24 protein-coding genes are annotated in these 26538 nt (G+C 70.5%); 11 read left to right on the top strand and 13 right to left on the bottom strand.

Annotated features, from left to right (window positions below; all coding sequences use genetic code 11):
* Positions 1–10 precede the first annotated feature (10 nt).
* From OHA77_RS13875 to OHA77_RS13860, 4 genes are all read left to right on the top strand, one after another.
* Complete coding sequence (locus tag OHA77_RS13875) at positions 11–958, top strand: substrate-binding domain-containing protein (RefSeq protein WP_406318487.1); 948 nt, start codon at positions 11–13, stop codon at positions 956–958.
* On the top strand, positions 958–1914 hold the full coding sequence (locus OHA77_RS13870; protein ID WP_406318486.1) for a ribokinase: 957 nt from the start codon (positions 958–960) through the stop codon (positions 1912–1914). The genes OHA77_RS13875 and OHA77_RS13870 overlap by 1 nt, the downstream gene beginning before the upstream one ends.
* Entirely contained in the window at positions 1911–2300 is a 390-nt protein-coding gene (gene rbsD, locus OHA77_RS13865) for a D-ribose pyranase (RefSeq protein WP_326820196.1), read from the top strand. Before OHA77_RS13870 ends, rbsD begins: the two co-directional genes overlap by 4 nt.
* 208 nt (positions 2301–2508) lie before the next feature.
* On the top strand, positions 2509–3504 hold the full coding sequence (locus tag OHA77_RS13860) for a stage II sporulation protein M (protein ID WP_406318484.1): 996 nt from the start codon (positions 2509–2511) through the stop codon (positions 3502–3504).
* 82 nt (positions 3505–3586) lie between these two features.
* Here the strand turns inward: OHA77_RS13860 and OHA77_RS13855 are convergent, their stop codons facing one another.
* The 7 genes from OHA77_RS13855 to OHA77_RS13825 form a co-directional block, all read right to left on the bottom strand.
* The gene (locus OHA77_RS13855; protein ID WP_406318483.1) at positions 3587–3751 is read right to left on the bottom strand and encodes a hypothetical protein; all 165 of its coding nucleotides are present in this window, start codon (positions 3749–3751) and stop codon (positions 3587–3589) included.
* An 84-nt stretch (positions 3752–3835) separates the two neighbouring features.
* Positions 3836–4183, bottom strand: a complete 348-nt coding sequence (locus tag OHA77_RS13850) for a DUF6247 family protein (protein ID WP_406318481.1) — start codon at positions 4181–4183, stop codon at positions 3836–3838.
* A 190-nt stretch (positions 4184–4373) separates the two neighbouring features.
* Complete coding sequence (locus tag OHA77_RS13845; protein ID WP_406318479.1) at positions 4374–5741, bottom strand: DUF58 domain-containing protein; 1368 nt, start codon at positions 5739–5741, stop codon at positions 4374–4376.
* A gap of 4 nt (positions 5742–5745) precedes the next feature.
* The gene (locus tag OHA77_RS13840) at positions 5746–6750 is read right to left on the bottom strand and encodes a MoxR family ATPase (RefSeq protein WP_326827000.1); all 1005 of its coding nucleotides are present in this window, start codon (positions 6748–6750) and stop codon (positions 5746–5748) included.
* A 73-nt stretch (positions 6751–6823) separates the two neighbouring features.
* Complete coding sequence (locus OHA77_RS13835) at positions 6824–7984, bottom strand: DUF4350 domain-containing protein (protein WP_406318478.1); 1161 nt, start codon at positions 7982–7984, stop codon at positions 6824–6826.
* Positions 7981–8646, bottom strand: coding sequence for a DUF4129 domain-containing protein (locus OHA77_RS13830; protein ID WP_406318476.1), 666 nt, complete (start codon positions 8644–8646; stop codon positions 7981–7983). Before OHA77_RS13830 ends, OHA77_RS13835 begins: the two co-directional genes overlap by 4 nt.
* Positions 8631–9935 carry a hypothetical protein gene (locus OHA77_RS13825; protein WP_406318475.1) on the bottom strand — a complete coding sequence of 435 codons (1305 nt, stop codon included), beginning with the start codon at positions 9933–9935 and terminating at the stop codon, positions 8631–8633. The genes OHA77_RS13830 and OHA77_RS13825 overlap by 16 nt, the downstream gene beginning before the upstream one ends.
* A gap of 344 nt (positions 9936–10279) precedes the next feature.
* On the opposite strand from OHA77_RS13825, the gene mtrA reads away from it, so the two are divergent.
* From mtrA to OHA77_RS13795, 6 genes are all read left to right on the top strand, one after another.
* On the top strand, positions 10280–10957 hold the full coding sequence (gene mtrA, locus OHA77_RS13820) for an MtrAB system response regulator MtrA (protein WP_012888151.1): 678 nt from the start codon (positions 10280–10282) through the stop codon (positions 10955–10957).
* Positions 10958–10985: 28 nt separating this feature from the next.
* Positions 10986–12725, top strand: a complete 1740-nt coding sequence (gene mtrB / locus OHA77_RS13815) for an MtrAB system histidine kinase MtrB (RefSeq protein WP_406318473.1) — start codon at positions 10986–10988, stop codon at positions 12723–12725.
* 13 nt (positions 12726–12738) lie between these two features.
* Positions 12739–14481: an LpqB family beta-propeller domain-containing protein gene (locus OHA77_RS13810; RefSeq protein ID WP_406318472.1), complete on the top strand. Its 1743-nt coding sequence runs from the start codon at positions 12739–12741 to the stop codon at positions 14479–14481.
* A 91-nt stretch (positions 14482–14572) separates the two neighbouring features.
* Positions 14573–15277 (top strand): ComF family protein, encoded by a 705-nt coding sequence (locus OHA77_RS13805; RefSeq protein WP_406318471.1) that lies wholly within the window; start codon positions 14573–14575, stop codon positions 15275–15277.
* A gap of 521 nt (positions 15278–15798) precedes the next feature.
* The gene (hpf, locus tag OHA77_RS13800; protein ID WP_406318469.1) at positions 15799–16455 is read left to right on the top strand and encodes a ribosome hibernation-promoting factor, HPF/YfiA family; all 657 of its coding nucleotides are present in this window, start codon (positions 15799–15801) and stop codon (positions 16453–16455) included.
* 95 nt (positions 16456–16550) lie between these two features.
* The gene (locus OHA77_RS13795) at positions 16551–17255 is read left to right on the top strand and encodes a response regulator transcription factor (protein ID WP_326820206.1); all 705 of its coding nucleotides are present in this window, start codon (positions 16551–16553) and stop codon (positions 17253–17255) included.
* 51 nt (positions 17256–17306) lie between these two features.
* On the opposite strand, the gene OHA77_RS13790 is transcribed toward OHA77_RS13795, so the two are convergent.
* Both OHA77_RS13790 and OHA77_RS13785 read right to left on the bottom strand, forming a co-directional pair.
* Positions 17307–18488: a winged helix-turn-helix domain-containing protein gene (locus OHA77_RS13790; RefSeq protein ID WP_406318468.1), complete on the bottom strand. Its 1182-nt coding sequence runs from the start codon at positions 18486–18488 to the stop codon at positions 17307–17309.
* Positions 18489–18581: 93 nt separating this feature from the next.
* Complete coding sequence (locus OHA77_RS13785) at positions 18582–18854, bottom strand: HGxxPAAW family protein (RefSeq protein WP_406318467.1); 273 nt, start codon at positions 18852–18854, stop codon at positions 18582–18584.
* 237 nt (positions 18855–19091) lie between these two features.
* Between OHA77_RS13785 and secA the strand changes: the two genes are divergently transcribed.
* A complete protein-coding gene (gene secA, locus OHA77_RS13780; RefSeq protein WP_406318466.1) occupies positions 19092–21893 on the top strand; it encodes a preprotein translocase subunit SecA in 2802 nt (933 codons plus the stop codon).
* Between the two features lie 124 nt (positions 21894–22017).
* Here the strand turns inward: secA and OHA77_RS13775 are convergent, their stop codons facing one another.
* The 4 genes from OHA77_RS13775 to OHA77_RS13760 all read right to left on the bottom strand — a co-directional run bounded on the left by OHA77_RS13775 (position 22018) and on the right by OHA77_RS13760 (position 26386).
* Positions 22018–22527: an Rv3235 family protein gene (locus tag OHA77_RS13775; protein WP_406318465.1), complete on the bottom strand. Its 510-nt coding sequence runs from the start codon at positions 22525–22527 to the stop codon at positions 22018–22020.
* 205 nt (positions 22528–22732) lie between these two features.
* On the bottom strand, positions 22733–24067 hold the full coding sequence (locus OHA77_RS13770) for a PTS transporter subunit EIIC (protein ID WP_406318463.1): 1335 nt from the start codon (positions 24065–24067) through the stop codon (positions 22733–22735).
* Positions 24068–24193: 126 nt separating this feature from the next.
* Entirely contained in the window at positions 24194–25609 is a 1416-nt protein-coding gene (locus tag OHA77_RS13765; RefSeq protein ID WP_406318461.1) for a PTS transporter subunit EIIC, read from the bottom strand.
* 36 nt (positions 25610–25645) lie between these two features.
* Positions 25646–26386 carry a GntR family transcriptional regulator gene (locus tag OHA77_RS13760; protein WP_326820213.1) on the bottom strand — a complete coding sequence of 247 codons (741 nt, stop codon included), beginning with the start codon at positions 26384–26386 and terminating at the stop codon, positions 25646–25648.
* Positions 26387–26538: the final 152 nt, after the last annotated feature.

The raw sequence follows: 26538 nt of genomic DNA, 5'->3' as shown, positions 1-26538 counted from the left end.
GGGGAACATCGTGAAACGCACCATCAGTCTTGTCGCCGCCGGCGCCGCGCTCGCTCTGGGCCTGACGGCCTGCGGCTCGGATTCCTCCTCCGGAGGGTCCGGGGCGGCCGGGGGGGACGTGAAGATCGGCATGTCGGTCTCCACCCTGAACAACCCCTACTTCGTCCAGCTCCGCAAGGGCGCCGAGGACGAGGCCAAGAAGCAGGGGATCGCGCTGACCGTCACCGACGCCCAGAACGACGCCTCCCAGCAGGTGAACCAGGTCCAGAACTTCGCCAGCCAGAGCATGAAGGCGATCATCGTCAACCCGGTCGACTCCGACGCCGCCGCACCCGCGGTGAAGGCGGCCGAGCGCTCCAAGATCCCGGTGATCGCCGTCGACCGGGTGGTCAACGGGGCCACCGTGGCCCAGACCGTGGCCTCCGACAACGTCGCCGGCGGCAAGCTGGCCGCCCAGGAGCTGGCCAAGCAGCTGGGCGAGAAGGGCAAGGTCGCCGTCCTGCAGGGGGTGCCCGGCACCTCCGCCTCCCGCGACCGCGGCCAGGGCTTCACCGAGGGCATCAAGGCCTACCCGAACATCCAGGTGGTCGCCCAGCAGCCCGCCGACTTCGACCGGACCAAGGGCCTGGACGTCATGACCAACCTGCTCCAGTCCAACCCCGGCGTCACCGGGGTGTTCGCCGAGAACGACGAGATGGCCCTGGGCGCCATCAAGGCGCTGGGCGCGAAGGCGGGCAAGGAGATCAAGGTCATCGGCTTCGACGGCACCCCCGACGGGCTCAAGGCCATCCAGGCCGGCACGCTGAACGCCAGCGTCGCCCAGCAGCCGCAGATCCTCGGGCAGCAGGCCGTGCAGGGCGCGCTCAAGGCGGCCAAGGGCGAGAAGGTCGAGGCGACGGTGGCCGTGCCGGTCAAGATCGTGACCAGTGCCAACGTCGCGGAATTCGCGGGCTCGTGATGACCGCCCGCGGTGGCGACGGCGAGCACCTCTCTCCCCAGGACGCTCGACGGCAGCGCCCGGACGATCCGGAGCAGCCCTACGAAATGATCGTCGTGGGCTCGGTCAACGCCGACCTGGTGGTCCGCGTCGACCGGCGTCCCCGGCCCGGTGAGACGGTGATCGGCTCGGACCTGGTCACCTATCCCGGCGGAAAGGGCGCCAACCAGGCCGTCGCGGCGGCCCGGCTCGGCGCCCGGGTGGCCCTGCTCGGCAGGGTCGGCTCCGACGGCAACGGCGAGTTCCTGCGCAAGGCGCTGGCCGGCGACGGGGTGGACCTGAGCCACCTCGCCGAGACCCCGGGGCCGACCGGCGTCGCCCTGATCACCGTGGGGGCCGACGGGGACAACAGCATCATCGTGTCCCCGGGGGTCAACGCGCTGCTGAGCGAGGACGACGTCGCCGCGGCCACCGACCTGCTGGCGTCGGCGCGGGTCGTCTCCCTCCAGTTGGAGAGCCCGCTCGCCACGGTCGTGGCCGCCGCCCGGACGGCGGCCCGGGTGGTCTTCAACCTGTCGCCTCCCGCGGTGGTCCCCGACGACCTGCTCGCCGTCTGCGATCCGCTCGTCGTCAACGAACACGAGGCCGCGCTCCTGCTGGGCGAGCACGGCACTCCCCGGCAGCAGGCGACGGCCCTGCTCGCGCTCGGCCCCCGTTCGGTGGTCCTCACACTGGGCGCCGACGGCGCGGTCGTCGCCGGGCCCGACGGGGTGACGACGGTGCCCAGCCCCTCGGTGGACGCCGTCGACACCACCGGTGCCGGGGACGCGTTCACCGGGGCGCTGGCCTGGCGCCTGGCCGGCGGCGACGACCTGGCCGCCGCCACCGCCTTCGCGGTCCGGGTGGGCGCCGCCTCCGTACGGAGTCCCGGGGCGCAGAGTTCCTACCCGTACCAGGAGGACCTGGAGACGCTGTGAAACGTGCCGGGATTCTCAACGCCGCCCTGTCCGGGGCGCTGGCCCGCCTCGGACACACCGACGAGCTGCTCATCTGCGACAGCGGAATGCCGCTGCCCCCAGGGGTCGAGGTCGTCGACCTCGCCTTCCTGCCGGGCGTCCCGGCGTTCGCCGACGTGCTGGACGGGATCCTCGCCGAACTCGTCGTGGAGGGGGCCATCGCGGCGCGGGAGGTCCGGACGGCCAACGCCGGATGCGCCACCCTGCTCGGTGCCCGGCTGCCCGGCCTGACCTACGTCCCGCACGAGGAGCTCAAGCGCCTGTCCCGCGCCGGTCGGCTGGTCGTGCGGACCGGGGAGGCGAAGCCGTACGCCAACGTGCTGCTGCGGTGCGGGGTCGCCTTCTGACCGTCCCGGCACCCGCCGGTGCGCCGATCCGGCGGGCGTGAAGGCCCGGCCTGCCGTACGGCCGTCCCTCCGCCCCCGTTCCCCTGGGGTGCCGTCCCCGGGAGGCGGACCGACGCGGCGGGAAAGAAGGGCGGGACGTGCTCACCGCGATCGGCGCCCGCGAGACGGACCGACGCGGCGGGAAAGAAGATGTGGATACGCTGCTTTCGTGGACATCGACGCCTTCGTCAGCGCGCACCGGCCGGTCTGGGACCGCCTGGAGAACCTCATCCGGCGCCGGAGGTCACTGAACGGCGCCGAGGTCGACGAGCTCGTGGACCTCTACCAGCGGGTCGCCACGCACCTGTCCATCGTGCGGTCGGGCCGGGCCGACCCGATCCTGGTGGGCCGGCTGTCCGCGCTGGTCGCCCGGGCCCGGTCCGCGGTGACCGGCGCGCACACCCCCGCCTGGCGGGAGTTCGTCCGCTTCTTCGCGGTCTCCTTCCCGGTGGTCGCCTACCGGGCCCGCTGGTGGTGGCTCGCCACCACGGCCGCGTTCGTCGTGGTCTCCGTGGCCATCGCCGTCTGGGTGGCGGGCGACCCCGCCGTCCAGGCCGCGATCGCCACACCCGAGGAGATCACCCAGCTCGTCGACCACGACTTCGCCGACTACTACTCCGAGCACCCCGCGGCCTCGTTCGCCGGGCAGGTCTGGGTCAACAACGCCTGGGTCTCGATGCAGGTCATCATCATGGCCATCCTGCTCGGCCTGCCGATCCCCTACATCCTGTGGGAGAACGCGGCCAACGTGGCCCTCTCCGCCGGGCTGATGGCCTCGCGCGGCAAACTCGACATCTTCTTCGGCCTGATCACCCCGCACGGCCTGCTGGAGCTGACCGCGGTGTTCCTCGCGGCGGCCGTCGGCATGCGCCTCGGCTGGACGGTCATCGCCCCCGGCCCCAGAAAGCGCGGCGAGGTCCTCGCCGAGCAGGGCCGGGCCGTCATGAGCGTGGCCCTCGGCCTGGTCGTGGTGCTGTTCGTCTCCGGGCTGATCGAAGGACTGGTCACCCCCTCGGGCCTGCCCACCTGGGCGCGGATCGGCATCGGAGTGATCGCCGAGGCGGCCTTCCTGACCTACGTGATCTACTTCGGCCGCCGGGCCCTGCGCGCCGGCGAGACCGGAGACCTGGAGCGCGCCCCCGACCTCGCACCGAGCGCCGGCTGACGCCGGACTCGCACGCCGCCGCGGTGATCAGGCCCGCGTCCACCCGCGCGGTGAGCGTGTTCGCAGGGCACCGTATGTCCGGTCACAGCCATTGCACGCGGAGGATGCACACTTCTCGCTGCGGCTCCACGACAAGATAGGTCACCAGTCCGCTCTCTCCGAACGGAATGACCAGCAGATTCCCCTCGGATCTGGCGGGGTTGACCGACCTGCCGACCCATGGGGCGGTCTCCAGAAGAGCCAGCACCTCGGCGAGGTAGCGGGCGGCCTCGATCGGAAGTGCCGCGATCTGTTCTTGGGCGATCGGATCGGGCGGCGTGATCGAGTACGCCTACGTCTGAACCCCGCGCTCGGCCAGCACCTCACGCCAGGTCCGGTCTCCCCGGGGGAGCGGCCGGCCCTGGTCGGCCAGTTCTTGTACGTGGGCGACGTGCTTGTACATGAGCTCGCGACCTGTTCGGTCGTGGATGGAATCACAGGCGATCAGCCACCAGGCGTGGACGAACTCAGTCAGCTTGCCCAGGTCGAGACTGATACGAACTTCGTCCAGAGCGAGACGCAGCCCCGTGTCGAAGGCCGCCCGGTCCTGTGGCAGGGTCAGGGCGGCGCGGATGGACCGCAGGCTCTTGTCAGGAAGGGACGCACCCGTGTCGGAGGTCTCATGCGGCTGCGCGGTCATCGATCTCCCCCTCCACCGTTCTGCCCCAGAGTCTACGGGGCCGGCCCGGCGAAGACATCAGATCACAGCAACGGCCCGTGGCGCCTACCGGGCTTGACGGTGCGGAAAAACAGCAGAGGTTCTTTCCTCCAGTGTCGTAGTTTCCCGACGTGACACGACGCGACACGTCGGAGCGGGTCGCCGTCCGCGGTCAGAGGCGCCCCGCGGCCTTCAGCGCCAGGTAGGCGTCGGCCAGGGCGGGGGCGAACTGCTCCGGGGCGGCGTCCACGACCTCCACGCCCTGACGGCGCAGCCGGGCGGTGATCCTGCGCCGGTCGGCGTTCTGGTGCTCCGCCGCCGCGGCGTTGTAGACCAGTTCGGGGGTGCCGCGCCCGGCCGCCATCGTGGCCACCTGCGGGTCGGAGACGGCGGCGAGGAGCACCAGGTGCCGTGCGGAGAGCCGGGGGAGCATGGGCAGCAGCCCCTCCTCCAGCGACGCCGAGTTCAGGTCGGTCAGCACGACGACCAGGCAGCGCCGTTTGGCGCGGGCCAGGACGGCGGCGACCATGCCGGCCGAGTCGGCCTCGACGAGCTCGGCCTCCAACGGGGCCATGGTGTTGACCAGCGACGACAGCATCTCGGTACGGCTGGCGCCGGACACCCAGGCGCGCACCGCGCGGTCGTGGGCGAGGAAGTCCACCCGGTCGCCGGCCCGGGTGGCCAGTGCGGCCAGCAGCAGCGCCGCGTCCATCGACCAGTCCAGCCGGGGCCAGCCCGGCACGATCGTCACCGGGCCGTACAGGCCGCCGGTCCTGGGCATCTCACCGGCCAGCGGGACGGGGGCCGTCCCCACCCGCCCGGCCGAGGTGCGCCCGGTGTCCAGGACGATCAGCACCCGCCGGTCGCGCTCGGGCCGCCAGGTGCGGACCACGACGTCGTTGCGGCGGGCGGTGGCCCGCCAGTCGATCGAGCGGACGTCGTCGCCGACCACGTACTCGCGGAGCGAGTCGAACTCGGTGCCCTGTCCCCGCACCATCGACGGGTGCCGGCCCTCCAGTTCCCGCAGCCGTGAGAGCTTGGCGGGCAGGTGCTTGCGGCTGAGGAACGGCGGCAGCACCCGGACCGACCACGGCACCCGGTGGGAACCCTGGCGGGCCGCGATGCCCAGCGGGCCCAGCGCGCGCACCGTGACCGTGACGGCCTCGCGGTCGCCCCGGCGGGTGGGGGTGAGCGTCGTGACGAGACGGCGGCGCTCGCCGGGGGGCACGTCCAGCCGCAGGTGCCGCGGGGCGGCCCCGGCCGAGGGGGGCCAGGCGTCCCGCAGCAGGCCCCGGGCCCGGCGAGGCCCAGGGTTCTCCACGATCAGCTCGACCGTGGCGGACTCGCCGAGCCGTACCAGCCGGTCGCCCGAACGGGTGAACCGCAGCGGCCGTACGCCCCCGGCCAGCAGCAGGTCCACCGCGACCAACGCCAGGAGCAGCAGCGCCACCCCGGCGACGGCCGGTCCCGGCTGGGGCGCGAACAGCACGGCCAGCGTGCCGAGCAGGGCCAGCAGGGCGGCCCGTCCTGTCAGTGCCATCGTCTCAGCGGGGGACGGGGACGGAGGCGAGGATGGCGTCGATCAGGCCGTCGGCGGTCGCACCCTCCAACTCGGCCTCGGGCCGGAGCTGGATACGGTGCCGCGTCGCGGGCCTGGCCAGCGCCTTGACGTCGTCCGGGGTCACGTAGGAGCGGCCGGACAGCCAGGCCCACGCCCGTGCCCCGGCCAGCAAGGCGGTGGCGCCACGCGGTGAGACGCCGAGCTGGAGCGACGGCGACTGGCGGGTGGCCCTGGCGATGTCCACGATGTAGCCGAGCACCTCGGGTCCGGCGTGCACCTGGCTGACCGCCGCGCGCCCGGCGTCCAGGTCGGCGATGGTGGCCACGGCCTTGATGTGCGACAGGTCGCGCGGATCGAAGCCCAGCACATGCCGTTCCAGCACCGCGATCTCCTGGTCGCGGGGCGGCAGCGGCACGGTCAGCTTGAGCAGGAACCGGTCGAGCTGCGCCTCGGGGAGCTGGTAGGTGCCCTCGTACTCGACCGGGTTCTGGGTGGCGGCCACGATGAACGGCTCGGGCAGCTTGCGCGGCAGGCCGTCCACACTGACCTGCCGTTCCTCCATCGCCTCCAGCAGCGCGGCCTGCGTCTTGGGGGGCGTACGGTTGATCTCGTCGGCCAGCAGCAGGTTGGTGAAGACCGGGCCCTGGCGGAACTCGAACTCCGACGTCCTCGCGTCGTAGATCAGGGAACCGGTGACGTCGCCCGGCATCAGGTCGGGGGTGAACTGCACCCGCTTGAAGTCCAGCGACAGGGCCGCCGCCAACGTCCTGACCAGCAGGGTCTTGGCGACACCCGGCACGCCTTCCAGGAGCACGTGCCCCCGGCAGAGTAACGCGATCACCAGTCCGGTGACCACGGCGTCCTGACCGACGACGGCCTTGGAGACCTCGGCGCGCAGGCTCCCCAGCGCCTCTCTGGCGGCGTTCGCATCCGGGGTCGTTCCGGCGGCGGAGGGTGTCTCCACCTGGTCGCCGCCGTGCTGTGGCATGGTCATGAAGCTCTCTCCGCCGACTCCGGGAGCACGGTGCCGCCGTCTCCGACGGCCTGCTCGCTACGCTCGCTCACGACTCTTTGACCTGCCTCTCCAACATGTCCAGGTATGCGGCCAGGGCCACCAGCCCGGCCTCGTCAGCCGGTGGCGGGCCGTACAGGGCGGCGCCCACGTGGAAGCCCGCCTGACCGGTCCGTTCGGCGATCGCGTCGACCTTCGCCTCCGGGCCGGCCGCCGAGGGCAGCCCGAGCCGGGGGGTGACCCGGTCGGCGAAACCGGCGCGCAGGGCGACGGCGGCCCGGTCGCGGGCACGTCTGGCCCGGTAGAGCCGGGCCCTGCCCTCCACGGTCTCTGCCGCCCTGACCACGACGGGCAGCCGCTCGGCCACCACCGGGCCGAGCCGACGGCCCTGCCACAGTGCCAGCAGGAGGACGACGACGGCCAGTTGCAGCACGGCCCACCTGACCCCGTCGGGGATCAGGTCGTAGAAACTCTGCTCTCCCGTGGCCTGCGCGGCGGTCTCCGGGGCCACCAGCCAGATCAGCCGGGGCCGGGCCCCGGCCAGGTTCATCGCCAGCGCGGCGTTGCCGTCCTCGGCCAGCCGCAGGTTGGACATGAACTGGCCGTCGCCCACGACCGTGACCGTCCGGTCCCTGTCGGTGTAGCTGACCAGGGTGGGCGTGCCGTCGGCAGGGTAGCAGCCGACCGCCCCCGAGGGGGCGGTGAAGGTCACGCCGCCCATGAAGGCGCCGCCCGCCCGGGCCGCCGCCGGCAGCGCGCACCGGGGCTCGCGGGAACGTGTCCGCGCCGTCTCGGTGGAGCCGACACCGGGGGTGAGCAGGTCCTCGTACCTTTGCGCGCCGACCACGATCCGGTCGGCGGACAGCGCGCCGAGCCGCCGGGCCTCTTCTTCGCCGAGGAAGGAGGTGTCACCGAGCAGCAGGGTGCTTTCGCCGGAGTCGGCGGCCTCCGCCTCGGCGACCGAGGTGACGCGCCTGACCTCCACCCCGTGGGCTCGCAGGAGCTGGGCCAGGCCCTTGCCGCCGGCCAGTGAGGTGTCGGCGGGGTCGAGGGGCCGGCTCGCGCCGGCGCCGCCGAGCAGTACGCCGACGACGGCGCCGGCGACCACGATGAGCGCGATGAGGAGGATGCCCCGGCCACCGCGCCACAGGCTCGCGGCGGTGGGCGAGGTGGCGGTCGAGCCCGTCTCCGCGGCGGCGGCGAGGCTCATGGGGAGATCGCCCCCGTCGGGGCGCCGAGCGTCGGGCGGGCCGTGCGCAGGCGCTCGTCGAGATCGCGCAGGACCCCGTAGGCCTCGGCGGTGCCCGGCGTCTCGCCGTAGGTCACGTCGTCGAACACCCGCGCCGCGGCGGCCAGTTCGGCGGCGAATCCGGGCAGCGCGCGTCCGGCCTCGGCGGCGAGCTCGTCCGCGGTACGGCCGGGCGTGGAGTCGACGATGACCCGGTCCTCCAGATCTCGTGCGACGGCCCGGAGCCGCTCGCGCACGGCCTCGGCCCACCGGCTCTCGGCGGCCAGCCGTTCTGCGGCCTCGCGATGCTCGGCGGCGGTGCGGCGGCGCTCTCCGAAGATCCCCTCTTTGCGCGTGGTGCCGCCCCTGACGGTCCGGCGCGCGATCAGGATCACCGCGGTGACGGCGGCGACGACGATCACCGCCAGGACGATCCGCGCGGCCACGCTGCCGACGACGCCCACGGACTCCTGGTCCAGCAGGTCGCCGAGGAACTGGTTCGCGGCCCGCATGACACGGTCGACGAGGGACTCCTTGGCGTACTCGGACCTGAGGAGCTCCGCGGCCGCCTCACGCCCGGCCTGCTCGCGGTCGATGTCGATCGGGGCCGTCAGGAGCGCCGGGTGGGTCAGAACGGGGACCACGGGGCTCCCTGACCACTCCGGCCGTCCCGGCCCGGTCCGGCGGGGGTGATGGACGGGTCCCACAGGTCGTCGGCCGACGCGTGCACCCAGCCCTGCCGCTGCTGCTCGATCGCGGCGGTCTGCAGCACCAGGTCGAACGCCTCGGCGCGCATCCGCCGGTCGGCGTAGAGGAGGCCTTGGACGCCCGCCTGGAACGGGTAGGTGATCATCGCGCCGATGGTGCCGCCGATGGCGATCAGGACCGCCGCGCCGATCTGCGAGGCCGTGGAGGTCTCGCCGGTGACGCCGATGAAGGCTCCCGCCAAGGTGAAGGGGAAGGAGAGCGCCGTGGTGGCCAGGCCCGCGATGAGCTGGGTCAGCAGCAGGATGCCGAGCGTCCGCCAGAAGCCGCCGTTCACCAGGGTCCAGGATCTGCGCAGCGAGGCGAGGACGCCGCGCCGCTCCAGCACCGCCACGGACGCCGCGAGTGCCAGGCGGGTGGTGACGAAGAGCGCGTAGGCGATGAAACCCAGCACCAGCACCGCGCCCAGCAGGACCATCGACCCGAGGTCGGCGCCCGCCGACGCCAGCATCCACAGGAGTGCGAAGATCAGCGCCAGTGGCAGCAGCATGACCAGCATGCTGACCACCACCAGTCCGAACAGCGTGGGCACCCGGTCCCGGGTCAGCCGCCAGGCCTCGCCTCCCGTCGTCCTGCCGCCGAAGACCGCCCGGCCCAGGATCCGGGTCAGCACGCCGGTGAGCAGGGTGACCGCGATGAACTGCACCGCGTAGGAGATCAGCGTCCCGCCGTACTGGGAGAGGAAGTCCGTACTCTGCGGGCCGATGGGCGCCGCGGAACCGTCCAGTTCCGCGCTCATCCCGGTGAGCAGGGCCGACTGGCCGATCGCCACCGGGATCGCGCCGAGCGCGGCGACGATCACCGAGAGGCCCAGGACGGTCTTGGGGTTGGAGCGGATCAGCTTGATCGCGCCGTCGAGGATGTCGCCGAGGCCGAGCGGGCGCAGCGGGATGATCCCCGGGCGCAGCGCGGCCGGCGGCGGCCGGTAGCCGTGGGGCTGCCCGCCGTACGGGCCCGGGTGGTACGGCGGCGCCTGGTCGTGGGGGGCCTGCGGCTGCGGCGGGGCCTGCCCGCCGTACGGCTGCTGCGGGGGCGGGGGAGGGGACTGCGGCGGAGGCGGGGCGCCGGGCGCGGTCCACGGCGATCCCGGGGCGTTGCCGTAGGGCGGAGGTTGGTTGGACGCCCAGCCGGATGGCGTGCCGGGAGTGGAGCCGTGACCGTCTGACATATCCCAATCCTGACATGTGGACACACCGATTGTGCTGATGGGGAGATCACACCGAGGTTTCACCCCACAAGTCGTCGACGGAGATGGCGGAGGGATGGCCGAGACACCGTCGTTTACACCAGACTGGGAACGTGACCACCTCCGCTTGGCGTTCGCAGTCGCCAGGGCCGGAGTCGGTCATGCAGGGGGGACCACTGTGAGCTTTACGTTGTGTGCGCCTAAAATTCGGCATTTGGATGGCCGACCGTTGACTGGTGTCATCCAGTAGTCGGACAAGGGTAATCTTCGACCACCGTGCCGTTTATCCCAAAGACTCCCAAACTGCGTAAAACGAATGAGGGGCCATGAAAGGACGCGTGCTGGTCGTCGACGACGACGCCGCTCTCGCCGAGATGCTCGGCATCGTGCTACGCGGAGAGGGTTTCGAACCTTCCTTCGTCTCCGACGGGGACAAGGCGCTCGACGCGTTCCGCGACACCCGGCCCGATCTGGTCCTGCTCGACCTGATGCTGCCCGGTGCCGACGGCATCGACGTGTGCCGCCGCATCCGTGCCGAGTCCGGTGTGCCGATCGTCATGCTGACGGCCAAGAGCGACACCATCGACGTCGTCCTCGGCCTGGAGTCGGGAGCCGACGACTACATCGTCAAGCCGTTCAAGCCCAAGGAGCTGGTGGCCCGGGTGCGGGCGCGGCTGCGCCGCACCGACGAGCCGACGCCGGAGATCCTGCAGATCGGCGACATCACCATCGACGTCGCCGGGCACTCGGTCAAGCGGGACGAGGAGACCATCAACCTCACCCCGCTGGAATTCGACCTCCTGGTCGCGCTGGCCCGCAAGCCGCGTCAGGTCTTCACCCGCGAGGTCCTGCTCGAGCAGGTCTGGGGATACCGGCACGCCGCCGACACCCGCCTGGTCAACGTGCACGTCCAGCGGCTCCGAGCCAAGATCGAAAAGGATCCCGAGCACCCCGAGATCGTCGTGACGGTCCGCGGGGTCGGCTACAAGGCCGGTCCGGCCTGACCTGCGCGGATCCCCTCGGGAGCCGGACATGTCCTCATTGCAGCGGAAACGCCGCCGCACTCTGCGCCAGCTGGTGCGGGGTGTACGGCGGCGCGCCCGCCGTGCCGTGGGCGGCGTGCGCCGGGTCTGGCGGCGCTCCCTGCAGCTCCGCGTGGTCACCAGCACGATGGTCATATCCATCGCGGTGGTCGCCGTGCTCGGCGTCTTCCTCATGCAGCAGATCATCTCGACCACCCTGGAGGCCCGGGAGCGCGCGGCGAAGAGCGAGGCGCAGGCCGACAGGAACGCGGTGCTCGGCTATCTGAACCAGCCGGCCGGCGACGCCTCCAAACCGTCCGCCGACGCGGGTGACGACCTCCAGCGGGGCGGGGACAGTCCGCTCAGCCAGGCGGTCTACACGCTGGCCGGCCGCGCCGGATCCCCACCCCGCTACTCGGTGTTCGCCCGCAACGACAACCAGCCGGGGGAGTTCTACGGCACCAACAACATCGACCAGCGGAGCATCCCGTCCGGGCTGCGCGAAGAGGTGTTCAAAAAAGCGCCCGGCGAGGACAGCACCCACTACGGGAACCTCTACTACGAGGACCGACGCGAGCCGGTGCGGGGCCTGGTCATCGGCACCCGCCTCGACACCTCCGAGACCATGCTGGACGGCGGATACGAGATCTACCACCTGATCCCGCTGGACAAGGAGGAGGTGACCCTCAACTCGGTCCTGCGGATGCTCGTGGCCGTCGGGGTGGCCCTGGTCCTGCTGCTGGCCGCCATCGCCTCCCTGGTCACCCGCCAGGTGGTCACGCCGGTACGGCTGACGCGCCAGGCCGCCGAGCGGCTGGCCGCCGGCCGCCTGGACGAGCGGTTGAAGGTCCGGGGCGAGGACGACCTGGCCCGCCTGGCCGCCTCCTTCAACGAGATGGCCGCCAACCTGGCATTGAAGATCCACCAGTTGGAGGAGCTCTCGCACGTCCAGCGGCAGTTCGTCTCCGACGTCTCACACGAGCTGCGCACCCCGCTGACCACCGTGCGGATGGCCGCCGACCTGCTCTATGACGCCCGAGAGGACTTCGACCCGATGGCCGCCCGTTCGGCCGAGCTGATGCAGAACCAGCTCAACCGGTTCGAGTCGATGCTCGCCGACCTGCTGGAGATCAGCCGCTACGACGCGGGCGCGGCCGAGCTGGACGTCGACCCGGTGGACGTCAGGGACGTGGTGCTGCGCGCCGTGGCCGACTCCGAGGCACTGGCCGAGCGCCACTCCACCCGGTTCGACCTGCGGCTGCCGAGCGAGCCCTGCATGGCCGAGATGGACAGCCGCCGGGTCGAGCGGATCCTGCGCAACCTGCTGTTCAACGCGATCGAGCACGGGGAGGGCCGGGAGATCATCGTCTCGGTCGGCGCGGACCGGGACGCGGTGGCGGTGGCCGTACGGGACCACGGGGTGGGCCTCAAGCCGGGCGAGGAGAACCTGGTCTTCGACCGGTTCTGGCGGGCCGACCCGTCGCGTGCGCGGACCATCGGCGGCACCGGCCTGGGCCTGGCGATCTCCCGTGAGGACGCGATCCTGCACGGAGGGTGGCTGCAGGCATGGGGGTCGCCGGGGGAGGGGTCGCAGTTCCGGCTCTCGCTGCCCCGGGTGGCCGGTTCGCCGCTGCGCGGTTCGCCGCTGTCGCTGGTCCCGCCGGAGGTGGAGATGCGGCGGGCGTGGCGGGGGCACATGACCCCGGTGCTGTCACCGGCGATCGCGGACGGGGGGAACGGTGCGAGCTAGGACGGGAAGGCTTATGGGCGCGGTCGGCCTGGTCGCCGTGCTCACCTGGAACGGGGCGGCGTGTTCCGTCATCCCCACCGGGGACAAGGCCATCGCGGTGGACAACGAGCGCAAGAGCAATCCGCTGGGCGACCCGTACGCACGGGTGATCGCCATGCCGCCGAGCCCCAGCTGGACGGCCGAGGAGGTCGTCACCGGTTTCCGGGCCGCGATGGCGAGCGTCGACGACCCCCGGCGCGAGGTCGCGCGCAAATACCTCACCGACGACTTCGCCGGGAAGTGGAACCCGCTGAGCGGGGTGACGGTCTACAAGCAGGAGGAGTACGTCCCCACGCAGGAGGGGGAGAAGGAGACGCGGGTCACGCTCAAGGGCACCGTGACGGCGATGATCGACCAGGACGGCCGCTACTGGCCGAAGAGCACCACCCTCAACGAGCCCTTCACCCTCGTGAAGGGAGCGGGCGGGTGGCGGATCAGCTCGGCGCCCGACGGCCTGATGCTGTCGGAGGCCGACGTCGACCGCGCCTACCTCAAGGTGGACCTCTACTTCCTGGACTCGGCGTGGAAGGGCCTGGTGGCCGACCAGGTCCGGGTGCCGATCGACCCCTCCTCCAACTTCGCCAAGACGACGGTCGAGCGATTACTCAAGGGGCCGAGCAGCCTGCTGCGGAAGGCGGTGAACTCCGCCTTCCGGCCGGGCACCGAGCTCATCGACGTCACCACCGACGACAACCGCGTCGTCGTCGACCTGACCAAGCCCGTCGACTCCGACCGGATCGCCCCCATGTCGGCCCAGCTCGCCGCGACGCTCTCCGGCCTCACCAACGGAGGCTGGGGCTTCGAGATCAGGGTGAACGGCGAGCTCTACTACTCCGACACCGCGCTGCAGATCGCCGCCCAGGAGCAGTCGGACTTCGACCCGTGGATGACTCCCGGCGAGGTCCGCCCCTACTACCTGGCCGGTGGCGCGCTCTGGCAGCTGGGCAACGACAAGGTCGGCCGTCAGATACAGGTCGGGGAGGGCGAGATGGGCGACGCGCGCATCCGTCCGGCGATCAGCAACCAGGGACAGGTGGCCGCACTGTCGAAGGACGGCACGAAGGTCTCGGTCGCGCCGCTCACCGTGGGCGGGAAATGGCAGGACCGGTTCACCGGCGACTCCCTCACCCCGCCCTCATGGGACCGCTACGACACGTTGTGGACGGTCGACCGGCCCAGCGACCACTCGTCGACGGTGCTGCGGACGGGGAACGACGGCAAGCAGTACCGGGTCACGGTGCCCGACCTGGACACGGTCTACGTCAAGGCGCTCAAGGTCGCGCGTGACGGGGTGCACGTCGCGGTGGTGGTCAAGAACGGCACCGGGGAGGAAGAGGTCGAGATCGGCACGATCGTCGGCCGGGGCGGCGACACCAGGATCACCGACCTGCAGTCCGTGGTGTCCGCCGACGGCGGCCAGACGATCAAGGATATCGCGTGGAAGGACGGCAAGTCCCTCTACGTGCTCACCGGCAAGTCCGAGCTGCTGGAGGCCTCGGTCACCGACGAGCCCAAGTCGCTGGCCTCCAACGCCAGGATCGAGACCATCACCGCCCTGGACGGCTCCCTGCTGGCCGGGGCGGTGGACGACAACGGCAACCGCCAGGTCCTCTCCTGGAACCGCGGCTCCGCCAAGTGGGAGGCGATGGTCAAGGAGGGCGGGTCCACGGACTTCACCGAGAAGGGCCCCTCCTCCCCGGCCTATCCGCTGGGGTGAGCGGCCGGGCCTCCCCGGGCCGGCCCACCGCGATGAGCGGTCCCGCCGCGGGGACGGGCTGTTTGTCGGTGCCGACTGGCACCGTGGACCTGTGCCGACAGCTCTGCTCGACCTGCTCCTGCCGCCCCGCTGCGCCGGATGCGACGCGCCCGGGGCCCTCGTCTGCGCCCGCTGCACGGCGGAGCTGCACGGCGAGCCCGCGCGCCGGATGCCCGCCCCGGTCCCGCCCGGCCTGCCCGAGTGCTGGTCGGCGACCGGCTACACAACCGCCGCACAACGGACGATCATCGCTTACAAGGAGCGTGGCCGCACCGCGCTGGCCCCCTTCCTCGCCGGCTCCCTGGCGCTGACGATCGCCACCGCGGTCGGCGACCGGCCGGTCGTCCTCGTCCCGGTGCCGAGCGCCCGCTCGGCCGTGCGGCGGCGCGGGCACGCTCCGGTGACCAGGCTGACGGAGCTGGCGGCGGGCTGCCTCCGCGCGGCCGGATGGCCGGCGACCGTGGCGGAGATCCTCTCCCCGCGCCGCAGGGTCGCCGACCAGGCGGGCCTGAGCTCGCTCCAGCGGGCCGCGAACCTGTCCATGGCATTCAGGGTCACGACCGGCCGGAACGGGGCCGGAGCAGGTTCCTGGGGCGGCGCGGGGCCGGTTGTGCTGGTGGATGACATCATCACCACCGGTGCGACGCTCGCCGAGGCGGCCAGGGCGCTGCGCGAGGCGGGCGTGCCGGTTCCGCTCGCTGTCACGATCGCCGCGACACGCCGGAGGGGGGAAGTTCCTCCCCATGACGGAGGGTGAGGGGCGGTCGGGTGATCGGTCTCACCGGGTAGCCACACCTCCCTGTCCCGGCGACGGATTCGGTGCCGTTCACCATGGCGGGAAAGCTTTCGCGCACGGTCGTGCAGTGCGGCCGGATCGGCCTTCCGTACGGCCGGCGGGCAGCGGGTGATCACTCAAAGTGATCCGTCGGCCGGTGTCCAGGCTGACATTCGGCCGGGATGCGGATAGCGTCTGAGCCATGGCACCCGCTCGGGTCCGTGGTTGCGCCGGGCCGACTCCCGTAAGAGAGCCGGTTCGGTTAGCCGATGCCAGCCGCAGGCCAAACGGTCCACGTAAGACGACTTCTTGTCGATCGATCACGGTGCGGCTTAGAGGTAAGTCCTGCCTTCCCGGGGAGCCAGATGTTCCTCGCCAGAAGAGAAGGGCATGTAGTGGCAAAGAGCTGCGAAACCCTCAGCAGGCGGATGTGGGGACGAAGACCAGGTCGGCCGAGCGGGTGCCGCAGCACTACATCGCCGAGGTTCGAAGGGGGTCCGTGCATGGACATCATCGTCAAGGGTCGGCACACCGGAGTGAGTGACCGATTCCGTGACCATGTGAACGCCAAGCTGGCCAGGATCGAGCGTCTGGACCACAAACTCATCAGTGTCGATGTGGAGGTGACCAAGGAGAGCAATCCGCGGATCACCGACCAGCGCGAGCGGGTCGAGCTCACCATCCACTCGCGTGGCCCCGCCGTACGGGCCGAGGCCACGGCCGACGACCGTTTCGCCGCCCTCGACATCGCGCTCGGAAAGCTTGAGGGAAGACTCCGGCGCCTCGCTGACCGGCGAAAAGTCCACCACGGCAACCACTGCCCGCCCTCGGTCGCCGAGCTGACCGCCACCGCCCTCGCGGAGACTCTCGAATCCGCGCCCGCGCGGCTGTTCGACGGCGCCGGGCTCGAGCAGGAGGCCCGGGAGGGTGCTCCCGAGGACAAGGCCATCATCCCGATCCAGATGGACGGTGACGGGCCGCTGGTCGTCCGGGAGAAGACCCACCAGGCCGATCCGATGACCATCGACCAGGCTCTCCTGGAGATGGAGCTGGTCGGGCACGACTTCTACCTGTTCCGTGACAAAGAGAGCGGTCAGCCGAGCGTCGTATATCTGCGACAGGGCTACAACTACGGCGTTCTGCGCCTCGTCGAACCCTGACCAACACGTTTGAAGATCCTCTCCGACCAACCCGCGGACCCGTCAACCCGTGTAATCATTGCGGTCCAACGGCTCTGGCCCCCCGAGGAGGAGGCGTGACGGAACCCGACGAGGCGACCCGCCCTGCCAGGAGCGGCGACCCGATCCGCGTGCTGATCGTCGACGATCACGCGCTGATCCGGCGCAGCCTGGAAATGGCCCTGTCCGCGGAGACGGACATCGAGGTGGTCGGTGAGGCGAGCGACGGCCAGGAAGCGGTCGAGCTCGCCGACCGTCTCACCCCCGATGTCATGCTCATGGACGTACGGATGCCCCGGAGGAGCGGCATCGAGGCCACCCGTGAGATCAAGGCCTCGGTGCCGAGCACGCGGATCATCATGCTGACCGTGAGCGACGAGGAGGAGGACCTCTTCGAGGCGATCAAGGCAGGCGCCACCGGTTACCTGCTGAAGAACGTCCAGCTCGACGAGGTGCCCGAGGCCGTGCGCGGGGTCCACGAGGGGCAGTCGCTGATCAACCCGGCGATGGCGGCCAAGCTCATCAGCGAGTTCGCGAACATGAGCCGCAAGGAGGCCGAGCGGCCTCCCCAGCTCCCCGTCCCCCGGTTGACCGACCGGGAGATGGAGGTGCTCCGCCTGGTCGCCAAGGGGATGAACAACCGCGAGATCGCCAAGCAGCTGTTCATCTCCGAGAACACGGTGAAGAACCACGTCCGCAACATCCTGGACAAGCTCCAGCTCCACTCCCGGATGGAAGCGGTGGTCTACGCGGTCCGCGAGCGGATGCTCGAGATCACCTGACGCGCCGGATGCGGCGCCCCGGCCAGGGGCGCCGCACCCGCGCGCAGGGGATCAACGGGTCAGGGCGTCCTGGAGGGGCGTCGACAGGTCCGGATCCACCCGGTCGACGCGTACGGCGTCGCAGCCCACCCAGCTCGCGGCCTCCCACAGGGCGTCGGCCAGTGCCCCGGCGCCCCTGTGCCGGTTGACGCCGGGCTCCAGGCTGACCTGGCGGCCGACCAGGGTGGAGCCCTCGCGTGCCGGGTCGACCCGGCCGATCAGCCGGCCTCCGGCGAGGACGGGCATCGTGAAATAGCCGTGGACGCGCTTCTCCCTGGGGACGTAGGCCTCAAGGCGGTGGTTGAAGCCGAACACGCGGGCGGTCCTGCCGCGGTCCCAGACGAGGGAGTCGAACGGCGACAGCAGGGTCGTGCGGTGGCGGCCGCGCGGCTCGGTCTCCAGGGCGGCGGGATCGGCCCATGCGCTCGCCGACCGGTCGGGCCAGCCGGAGACCCGGACCGGGGTGAGACCGGCGTCTCCGCCGAGCAGCGCGCCGTCGAGAAGGGCCGCCGCGGCGGGCTTGAGGCGGAGGAAGTCGACAAGGTCGGCCCGGGTGGCCACGCCGAGGGCGCGTCCGGCGATCCCGGCGAGGCGGGTGACGCACTCGGCGTCGGAGGGGTCTTCGGCCAGGAGGTGGGCGGGGATCGCGCGCTCGGCCAGGTCGTAGACGCGGCGCCAGCCGACGCGGCGGGTGCAGACGACCGCGCCGGTGTCCAGCAGCCACTCGATGGCGATCTTCGAATCCGACCAGTCCCACCACGGGCCGCCCTTCTTGGCGCCCCCGATGTCGGCCGTGGTGATGGGTCCGTGCTCGCGGACCTGCTCCAGGATCTTGTCCACGCTGTCGGGCAGCTCGTGCCAGCGATACCTCCTGGCGTGGAAATACCTGCGCCGGAAGGCGTAGAGCGGCCAGTGGTCGATCGGCAGGACGCAGGCGGCGTGACACCAGTATTCGAAGGCCTGGGCCGGGTCGTCCCAGTAGGCGCGCTCGACGTCCTGCCTGCCGACGGCGCCGAGGCGGGCGTAGGCGACGAGTTCGTGCGAGCGGGCCAGGACGGAGATCGTGTCGAGCTGGACGGCCCCCAGCCGGCGCAGCGTCGCGGGGGCGCCGCCGCGACGGGAGCCGGCGCCCAGAAGACCCTGGGCGCGGAGGATGACCCGGCGCGCCTCGTCGGCGGAGAGGGCGACCGTCATGATTGATCCGCGGGAGGGGAGACCGGCAGGCGGTGGAAGGTCGGCATGACGCAGAGGGTAGCGCGCCACACCGACAAAATAGCTACACCGGTGTCAGTCGGACCGATCCCCGGGAGGCGACCGGTACGGCACGCGCGGGTCGTCGAGGACGGTGTCCCGGAAGACCCCGAAGACGGGCAGGAGGATCCCGCCCAGGACGCACGCGGCCACGCCCATCCAGAACAGCGCCCACATGGGGCCCAGGCACAGGCCGGCTCCGCCGACGGCGAAACCCGAAATGACCACGGTCACGGCCAGCCACGAGGACGCCCTGCCCGTATGGACCGTCCGGGGCGCGTCGTCCGCCATCGCCGTGCCTTCCTTCATGGTGCGACGCGCCGTATGCTCAGGCTCTTCACGATGCGCGTTTGCAAACTGACATACCCTTTAGGGTGGTCACTACTCCCTATAAAAGGGACGTGAGGAACTCCGCAGACGCCCGATGCGTCTTTCAGGGTGGCTGTGCCTGGTGGTAGAACCGCCTACGATGGCAGCGGAGAACCGTGTCTCGTCCTCATCCGGGCCGGTCCGGCCACGGAAGACCTGCGAGGAGCTTTACCTAAAGTGCCAGCCTTTCTCGATAAGATTCTTCGCGCAGGCGAAGGCAAGCTTCTGCGTAAGCTCAAGCGCATCGCCGACCAGGTCAACTCCATTGAGGACGACTTCAAGAGCCTGACCGACGCCGAGCTCCGTGCGCTGACCGCCGAATACAAGGAGCGGCACGCCGCGGGCGAGACGCTCGACGACCTGCTTCCCGAAGCCTTCGCCACCGTCCGGGAGGCCTCCCGGCGCGTGCTGGGCAAGCGCCACTTCGACGTGCAGATCATGGGCGGGGCCAGCCTGCACATGGGCAACATCTCCGAGATGCGCACCGGCGAGGGCAAGACCCTCACCTGTACGCTTCCCGCCTACCTCAACGCCATCTCCGGCAAGGGCGTCCACGTCATCACGACGAACGACTACCTGGTCAAGGTCGGCGCGGACGAGATGGGCCGCATCCACCGCTTCCTCGGTCTCGAGGTCGGCGCGATCCTGGCGAACATGGCGCCCGACGAGCGCCGCAAGCATTACAACGCCGACATCACCTATGGCACGAACAACGAGTTCGGCTTCGACTACCTGCGCGACAACATGGCCTGGTCGCTGGAGGAGTGCGTCCAGCGCGGCCACAACTTCGCCATCGTCGACGAGGTCGACTCGATCCTCATCGACGAGGCCAGGACGCCGCTGATCATCTCCGGCCCCGGCGAGCAGTCCGGCAAGTGGTACGCCGAGTTCGCCAAGATCGTCCCCCGGCTCCGCAGGGGCACCGAGGGCAAGGACGGCGAGGAGAACACCGGCGACTACGCCGTCGACGAGAAGAAGCGCACCGTCGGCATCTTCGAGTCCGGCGTGGAGAAGGTCGAGGACTGGCTCGGCATCGACAACCTCTACAAGCCCGAGCACACCCACCTGGTGGGCTTCCTCAACAACGCGTTGAAGGCCAAGGAGCTCTACAAGAAGGAGAAGGACTACATCGTCGTCGACGGTGAGGTCCTGATCGTCGACGAGTTCACCGGTCGAGTCCTGCACGGGCGCCGCTACAACGAGGGCATGCACCAGGCGATCGAGGCGAAGGAGAGCGTGAAGATCAAGGACGAGAACCAGACTCTCGCCACGATCACGCTGCAGAACTACTTCCGCCTCTACAAGACGCTCTCCGGCATGACCGGCACCGCGGTCACCGAGGCCAACGAGTTCCACCAGACCTACAAGCTCGGTGTCCTCCCGATCCCGACGAACCGGCCGATGATCCGCAAGGACCAGGCCGACGTGGTCTACAAGACCGAGGACGCCAAGTTCCTGGCCTGCGTCGAGGACATCAAGGAGCGCTACGACAGGGGTCAGCCGGTCCTGGTCGGCACCACGAGCGTGGCCAAGTCCGAGCGCCTGTCCAAGGAGCTCAAGCGCAAGGGCGTCCCGCACGAGGTCCTCAACGCCAAGCACCACGCGCGTGAGGCGGCGATCATCGCCGAGGCGGGCCGCAGGGGCGCGGTCACCGTCGCCACCAACATGGCCGGTCGAGGCACCGACATCATGCTCGGCGGCAACCCCGACTTCCGCGCCGACGTGGAGCTTCGCAACCGCGGCCTGGACCCGGTCGAGACCCCCGACGAGTACGACAAGGCCTGGGCCGAGGCGCTGGACAAGGCCAGGGAGGCCGTGCAGGCCGAGCACGACGAGGTCACCGAGCTCGGCGGCCTCTACGTCCTGGGCACCGAGCGGCACGAGTCGCGACGGATCGACAACCAGCTCCGCGGCCGGTCCGGCCGCCAGGGCGACCCGGGCGAGTCACGCTTCTACCTCTCGCTTGAGGACGACCTCATGCGCCTGTTCAACTCGGCCAGGGTCGAGATGATCATGACGCGGCTGAACATCCCGGACGACGTCCCGATCGAGTCGGGCATCGTCTCCAAGGCCATCGCCTCCGCCCAGCACCAGGTCGAGCAGCAGAACTTCGAGATCCGCAAGAACGTTCTGAAGTACGACGAGGTCATGAACCGGCAGCGCAAGGTGATCTACGCCGAGCGTCACCGGGTGCTGGAGGGCGCCGACCTGCACGAGCAGATCCGCAGCTTTGTCAACGATGTCATCGACGAGTACATCGCCGGCGCCACCGCCGAGGGCTTCTCCGAGGAGTGGGACCTCGACAAGCTCTGGAAGGCGCTCGGCCAGCTCTACCCGCTCACCCTCACCATCGACGGTGTCCTCGAAGAGGCCGGCGGCCGTGAGGAGCTCACCGCGGAGTTCCTCGCCGAGAAGGTGAAGGCCGACGCGGCCGCCGCCTACGACCGCCGTGAGGAGGAGCTCGGCGCCGAGGCGATGCGGGAGCTGGAGCGCAGGGTCATCCTGTCGGTCCTCGACCGCAAGTGGCGTGAGCACCTCTACGAGATGGACTACCTCCAGGAGGGCATCGGCCTGCGGGCCATGGCGCAGCGCGACCCGCTGATCGAATACCAGCGTGAGGGCTTCGACATGTTCTCCCAGATGCTCGAGGGCATCAAGGAGGAGTCGGTCGGTTACCTGTTCAACCTCGAAGTCGAGGTGCAGACCAACCCGATCGTCGAGGAGCACGACCACGACCACGAGGACGCGGCGATCTCGGAGACCCGTTCCATCATCGCCCGCGGCCTGCGCGGCCCGCAGCGTCCCTCCGAGCTGGAGTACACCGCGCCCGGAGAGAGCGGCGAGGTCGAGCACACCCGGATCAGCAGCAAGGAGGAGCGCGACGCCTACGGCAACGTCGAGCGTAACGCCCCCTGCCCCTGCGGTTCGGGTAAGAAGTACAAGCGCTGCCACGGCGATCCCAAGAACGTCCAGGCCTGACGGCTGATCGGAAGGGCCCGCACATCGTGCGGGCCCTTCCGCCTCTCACCAGGCTTTCCCGCGGTACGGCCCGCAGCCAGGGAGTCGTCTCGAAGTCCGGGCTTTCCCGCGGTACGGCCCGCGGTCAGGGAGTCGTCTCGAAGTCGGTGCACAGCCACTGCACGCCCCTGCGCTCCAGGCGCAGCGCCAGCACGCGCGACCGGTCGCCGCAGTGCACCAGGACGCACATCTCCACGACCCCGTCCTTCGGCTGGGAGATGTGCGGGGTGCCGACCAGTGGTGGCCGCGTGCAGTTGATGATCTTTCCACTCCGGACCAGTTCGGCGCGGGTGCGTTCGGCCAGTTGCGCGGAGACGCTCGAAGGCGGCCGCCTGCCGGACAGGACCTCGGCGATGGCCTGGCTGAGAGCCCGTAGCCGTCGTTCGTCGGGGATCGCACCCGGTGGCCCCCAGACCAGCGGTTCCCTGGCCGGCGGCTCGGCGACCTCGGGCTCCCAGGCGAGGGCGAGCGTTCCCTGGACGTACGGCGGGGCGGCGGGGATGTCCGCCGAGGGACGCTCGTCGTCGTAGGGCGGCTCGGCGGAGAGGGACGGCGCGATCCGGGGGAGGGGGACCGGCCGTGAAGTACGGGACATGGCAACTCCGGTTTTGGTCGGCTGAACTGCTGCATCTAGGAGTTTCCGGTCCCCTGTCCAGATACGTCGGGCGCCAACTTCCTCGTCAGCCCCGGCGTTTCGCCCGGCTAGGCGGAGAAGATCACCTCAAGCTGGATCAGTCCCCGTCCGCCGGGAGCGGGTTCCGGAATGGACGGTGACCCGCATCGGGCGGCCGAAACGCCGCTCAGGGGGCGGAGGGACCGGCGGCGGCCGTACCCGGTGGAGCGTCGGCGTCCTGCGGCTCGCGACCCGGCGTGGCCAGGTTCAGCTTCTTGATCAGGAGAGTGAACAGCAGGTAGTAGACGACGAAGTAGATCAGCCCGAAGACGACGACCAACCCCAGCCGGTGGGTGTTGGACTTGCCGGCGTTGAGGAGCATGTCGATGCCGCCCGCGGAGAAGGTGAACCCGAGCCGGGCCCCCAGTTCGGCCATCAGGGCCATCGACAGGCCGGTGAGGAGGGCGTGCACCACGAACAGCACGGGCGCCACGAAGATGAAGGCGAACTCCAGGGGCTCGGTGATGCCGGTCACGAACGAGGTGAGACCGGCCGACAGCATGATGCCGCCGACGGCCGCGCGCCTGCCCGGCGGAGCCGCCCGCCACATCGCGATGGCGGCGCCGAGCAGGCCGAACATCATCATCGGGAAGAAGCCGGTCATGAAGATCCCGGCACCTTCCTGCCCGGCGAAGTAGCAGTTGAGGTCACCCGAGGCGTTCCTGGTCGCGCCGTCGACCCCGGCCCGGCACTCGGGGAGGGTGAACCAGACGATCGTGTTCAGGAAGTGGTGCAGGCCGATCGGGATGAGCAGGCGGTTGGCCACGCCGTAGATGCCCGCCCCCAGGGTGCCGTGGCCGGCCAGCCAGTCCCCGACGCCCGCCAGCCAGTCGCCGACCGGCTGCCAGAGCAGGCCGAGGAGCACGCCGAGGACCAGCGCGGTGACGGCGGTGACGATGGGGACGAACCTGCGTCCGCCGAAGAAGGCGAGCCAGGAGGGAAGCTTGATGCGGTAGTAGCGCTGCCAGAGCAGGGCGGCGGTGATGCCGATGACGATGCCGCCCAGAACTCCGGTGGGGTTCTGCACGCCGAGGTTGAGGGCGGGCAGCGGGCGCCCGTCGGGTCCCACGACGTTCAGCGCGATCTTCTTGTGGACCTCGGAGGCCGGCGAGGCGGCGAAGAACAGGGTCCTGCTGACCCGGTCGAAGACCAGGTAGCCGACCAGCGCGGCGAGCGCGGTGGAGCCGTCGGCCTTGCGGGCGAACCCGATGGCGACTCCGACCGCGAACAGCAGCGGCAGATTGTCGAAAAGGGCACCGCCCGCGGCGGCGAAGACACCGGCCACCTGGTCGAGGAAGGCGTTGTCGGTCCGGCCGAGCAGGTCATCCTGGCCGAACCTGAGCAGCAGGCCGGCGGCGGGCAGCACCGCGATCGGCATCATCAGCGAGCGCCCGATCCGCTGGAGGACCGCGAAGATCGACGACCATGTCGACGGACCGTGCCCCACGGCTGCCGTGCTCATCCCCGAACCCCCCGCGCGCCGTACGAGGGGGATGGTTGGTATGTACCACACGGCGCGGTGGATACACGGCCGGGGCCGTCCGGGGCGGGTGTCACCCCGTTCCCGGACCGTCCCGATCAGGCGGGCTCAGACCGGATCGGCGGCCGGCGGGGCAGGAGGCACGGCGGCGGGGGCGGGGGACGCGGTGGCGGTCTCTCCGGAGTCCACGGCGGCGGGGGCGGAGGGCGCGGTGGCGGTCTCTCCGGAGTCCACGTCGGGCTCGGGCTCCCTGCCCGGAGTCATGATGTTCAGCTTCCTGATCAGGAAGCTGAACAGGAGATAGTAGATCGCCGCGTAGACCAGGCCCATCACGATGAGGGTCGCGATGCCCCGGGCGTTGGGGGCGGTGCCGTACAGGACGAGGTCGATCAGCCCGGAGGAGAAGCTGAAGGCGAGCTTGGCGCCGAGGGCGGAGGCGATCGCCAGGGAGAGGCCGGTGAGCACGATGTGCACCACGAACAGCACGGGCGCCACGAAGATGAAGGCGAACTCGATCGGCTCGGTGATCCCGGTGAGGAAGGCGGTGAGCGCGGCGGAGATCATGATCGAGCCGACGGCGGTACGGCGGTGCGCCGGGGCGGCCCGCCAGATGGCGACCGCCGCGGCGGGCAGGCCGAACATGAGGACCGGGTAGAAGCCGGCCTCGAAGCCGCCGAAGCCCACGGCGCCGTTGTTGAAACAGACCAGGTCACCGGCGAGCTGCTTGCCGTTGACCACGCAGTCCGGCACCTGCGTCCAGACCACGTTGTTGACGATGTGGTGCAGGCCCAGCGGGAGCAGCGCGCGGTTGACCATGCCGTAGATCCCGGCGCCGACCGTGCTGTTCTCGGCGAGCCAGGTGCCGAAGGCACGGACCCAGCCGCCGAGCACGGGCCAGAGGAAGCCGAAGACCACGCCGAGAACGAGACCGGCGAGGGCGGTGAGGATGGGCACGAGCCGGCGGCCGCTGAAGAAGGCCAGCCAGGTCGGCAGCTTGGTGCGGTAGTAGCGCTGCCAGAGCAGCGCGGACACGATGCCCATGACGATGCCGCCGAGCACCCGGGTCGGGTTCTGCGCGCCGAGGTTGAGCGCCAGCTGCGGGACGCCCGGGTTGGCCGGGTCGAACAGCTGGTTGGAGATCGTGGCCTTCAGCTTGTCGTCGAACAGGTTGAAGAACATGGTCATGCTGACGGCGTGGAAGACCAGGTAGCCGACGAGCCCGGCGAGCGCGGTGGAGCCGTCGGCCTTGCGGGCGAACCCGATGGCCACGCCGATCGCGAACAGAACGGGCAGGTTGTCGAAGAGCGTGCCGCCGGCGGTGCCGAGAACATGGGCGACGTTGTCGAGCAGCGCGTTGTCGGTCCGGCCCACGAGGTCGTCCTGCCCGAGCCGGAGCAGGAGGCCGGCGGCGGGAAGGACCGCGATCGGCAGCATGAGGGAGCGGCCCAGACGTTGGAGCACGCTCATGACGGCGGAGCCGGACGGGGAGGCGGGAAGGCCCGCGTCCGCTGTGGTGGTGCTCAAGGGACAGTCCTCCAGGGGGTGGGGGGTGGGAGGAGGTCAGGAACGGCGCGTCGGTGTCTCCAGGACGGTGCGGAGCTGGTAGCGGTCGGCGCGGTAGGTGGAGACCCCGAGCTCGGCGCAGACGCCTCCGGCGAAGGAGCGTCGCTGTAGCAGCAGAACGGCTCCCCCGCGGGGCAGTTTCAGCAGGTCGGCGTCGCCGGGGTCGGCGATGCCACCGTCGATGGTCAGTTCGCCCGCGTCGAGCAGCAGGCCGTAGCGGGTCTCCAGCAGCGCGTAGAGGGAGCGGCCCGTCAGGTCGTGGGTGTGCAGGTCGGGGGCGAGGGAGACCGGGATGTGGGCCCGTTCGATGCACATGGGCTCTTCGGCGGCGGTGCGCAGCCGCTCGATGAAGTGCACCTCGTCGCCGGGCCTGATGCCGAGCTCTCTGGCCAGATGCGCGCTGGCCCTGACGATCCGGCGGTCCAGGTCGCGGGACCCGGGCTCCATGCCCCGGGCGCGCATCTCGTCACTGAAGGAGGTCAGCCGGAGAGCCATCTCGATCTTCGGGTGGGCCACGAAGGTGCCCTTGCCCGCCACGCGCTGCAGCCTGCCCTCGGAGACCAGATGGTCGACGGCCTGCCGCACCGTCATGCGGGACAGCCCGAAGCGCTGGCAGAGCTCGCGTTCGGAGGGGATCGCCATGCCGATCGCCAGCTCGTTGCTCTCGATGAGGTCGAGCAGGATCTCCCGAAGCTGGAAATACTTCGGTACCGGGCTATCGGGGTCGATCTGAACCACGAGATCCTCCCCTCTCGATCTGGGGCGTAGTGATGAGTTATGGTTCGTACTGGTCTAGTCCGGACTAGACCACAGGCCGGAAAAGGGTGTCAACGTACGGACCGGCGACGGATCGATAACGGCCCGATCTCGCCGGTCTGAGCCGAAGGACA

The organism is Streptosporangium sp. NBC_01639 (assembly GCF_045209755.1).
In the GTDB taxonomy this organism is placed as follows: domain Bacteria; phylum Actinomycetota; class Actinomycetes; order Streptosporangiales; family Streptosporangiaceae; genus Streptosporangium.
Note: the sequence above shows the minus strand (reverse complement) of the source record. Positions and strands in the feature narration are given on the sequence as shown.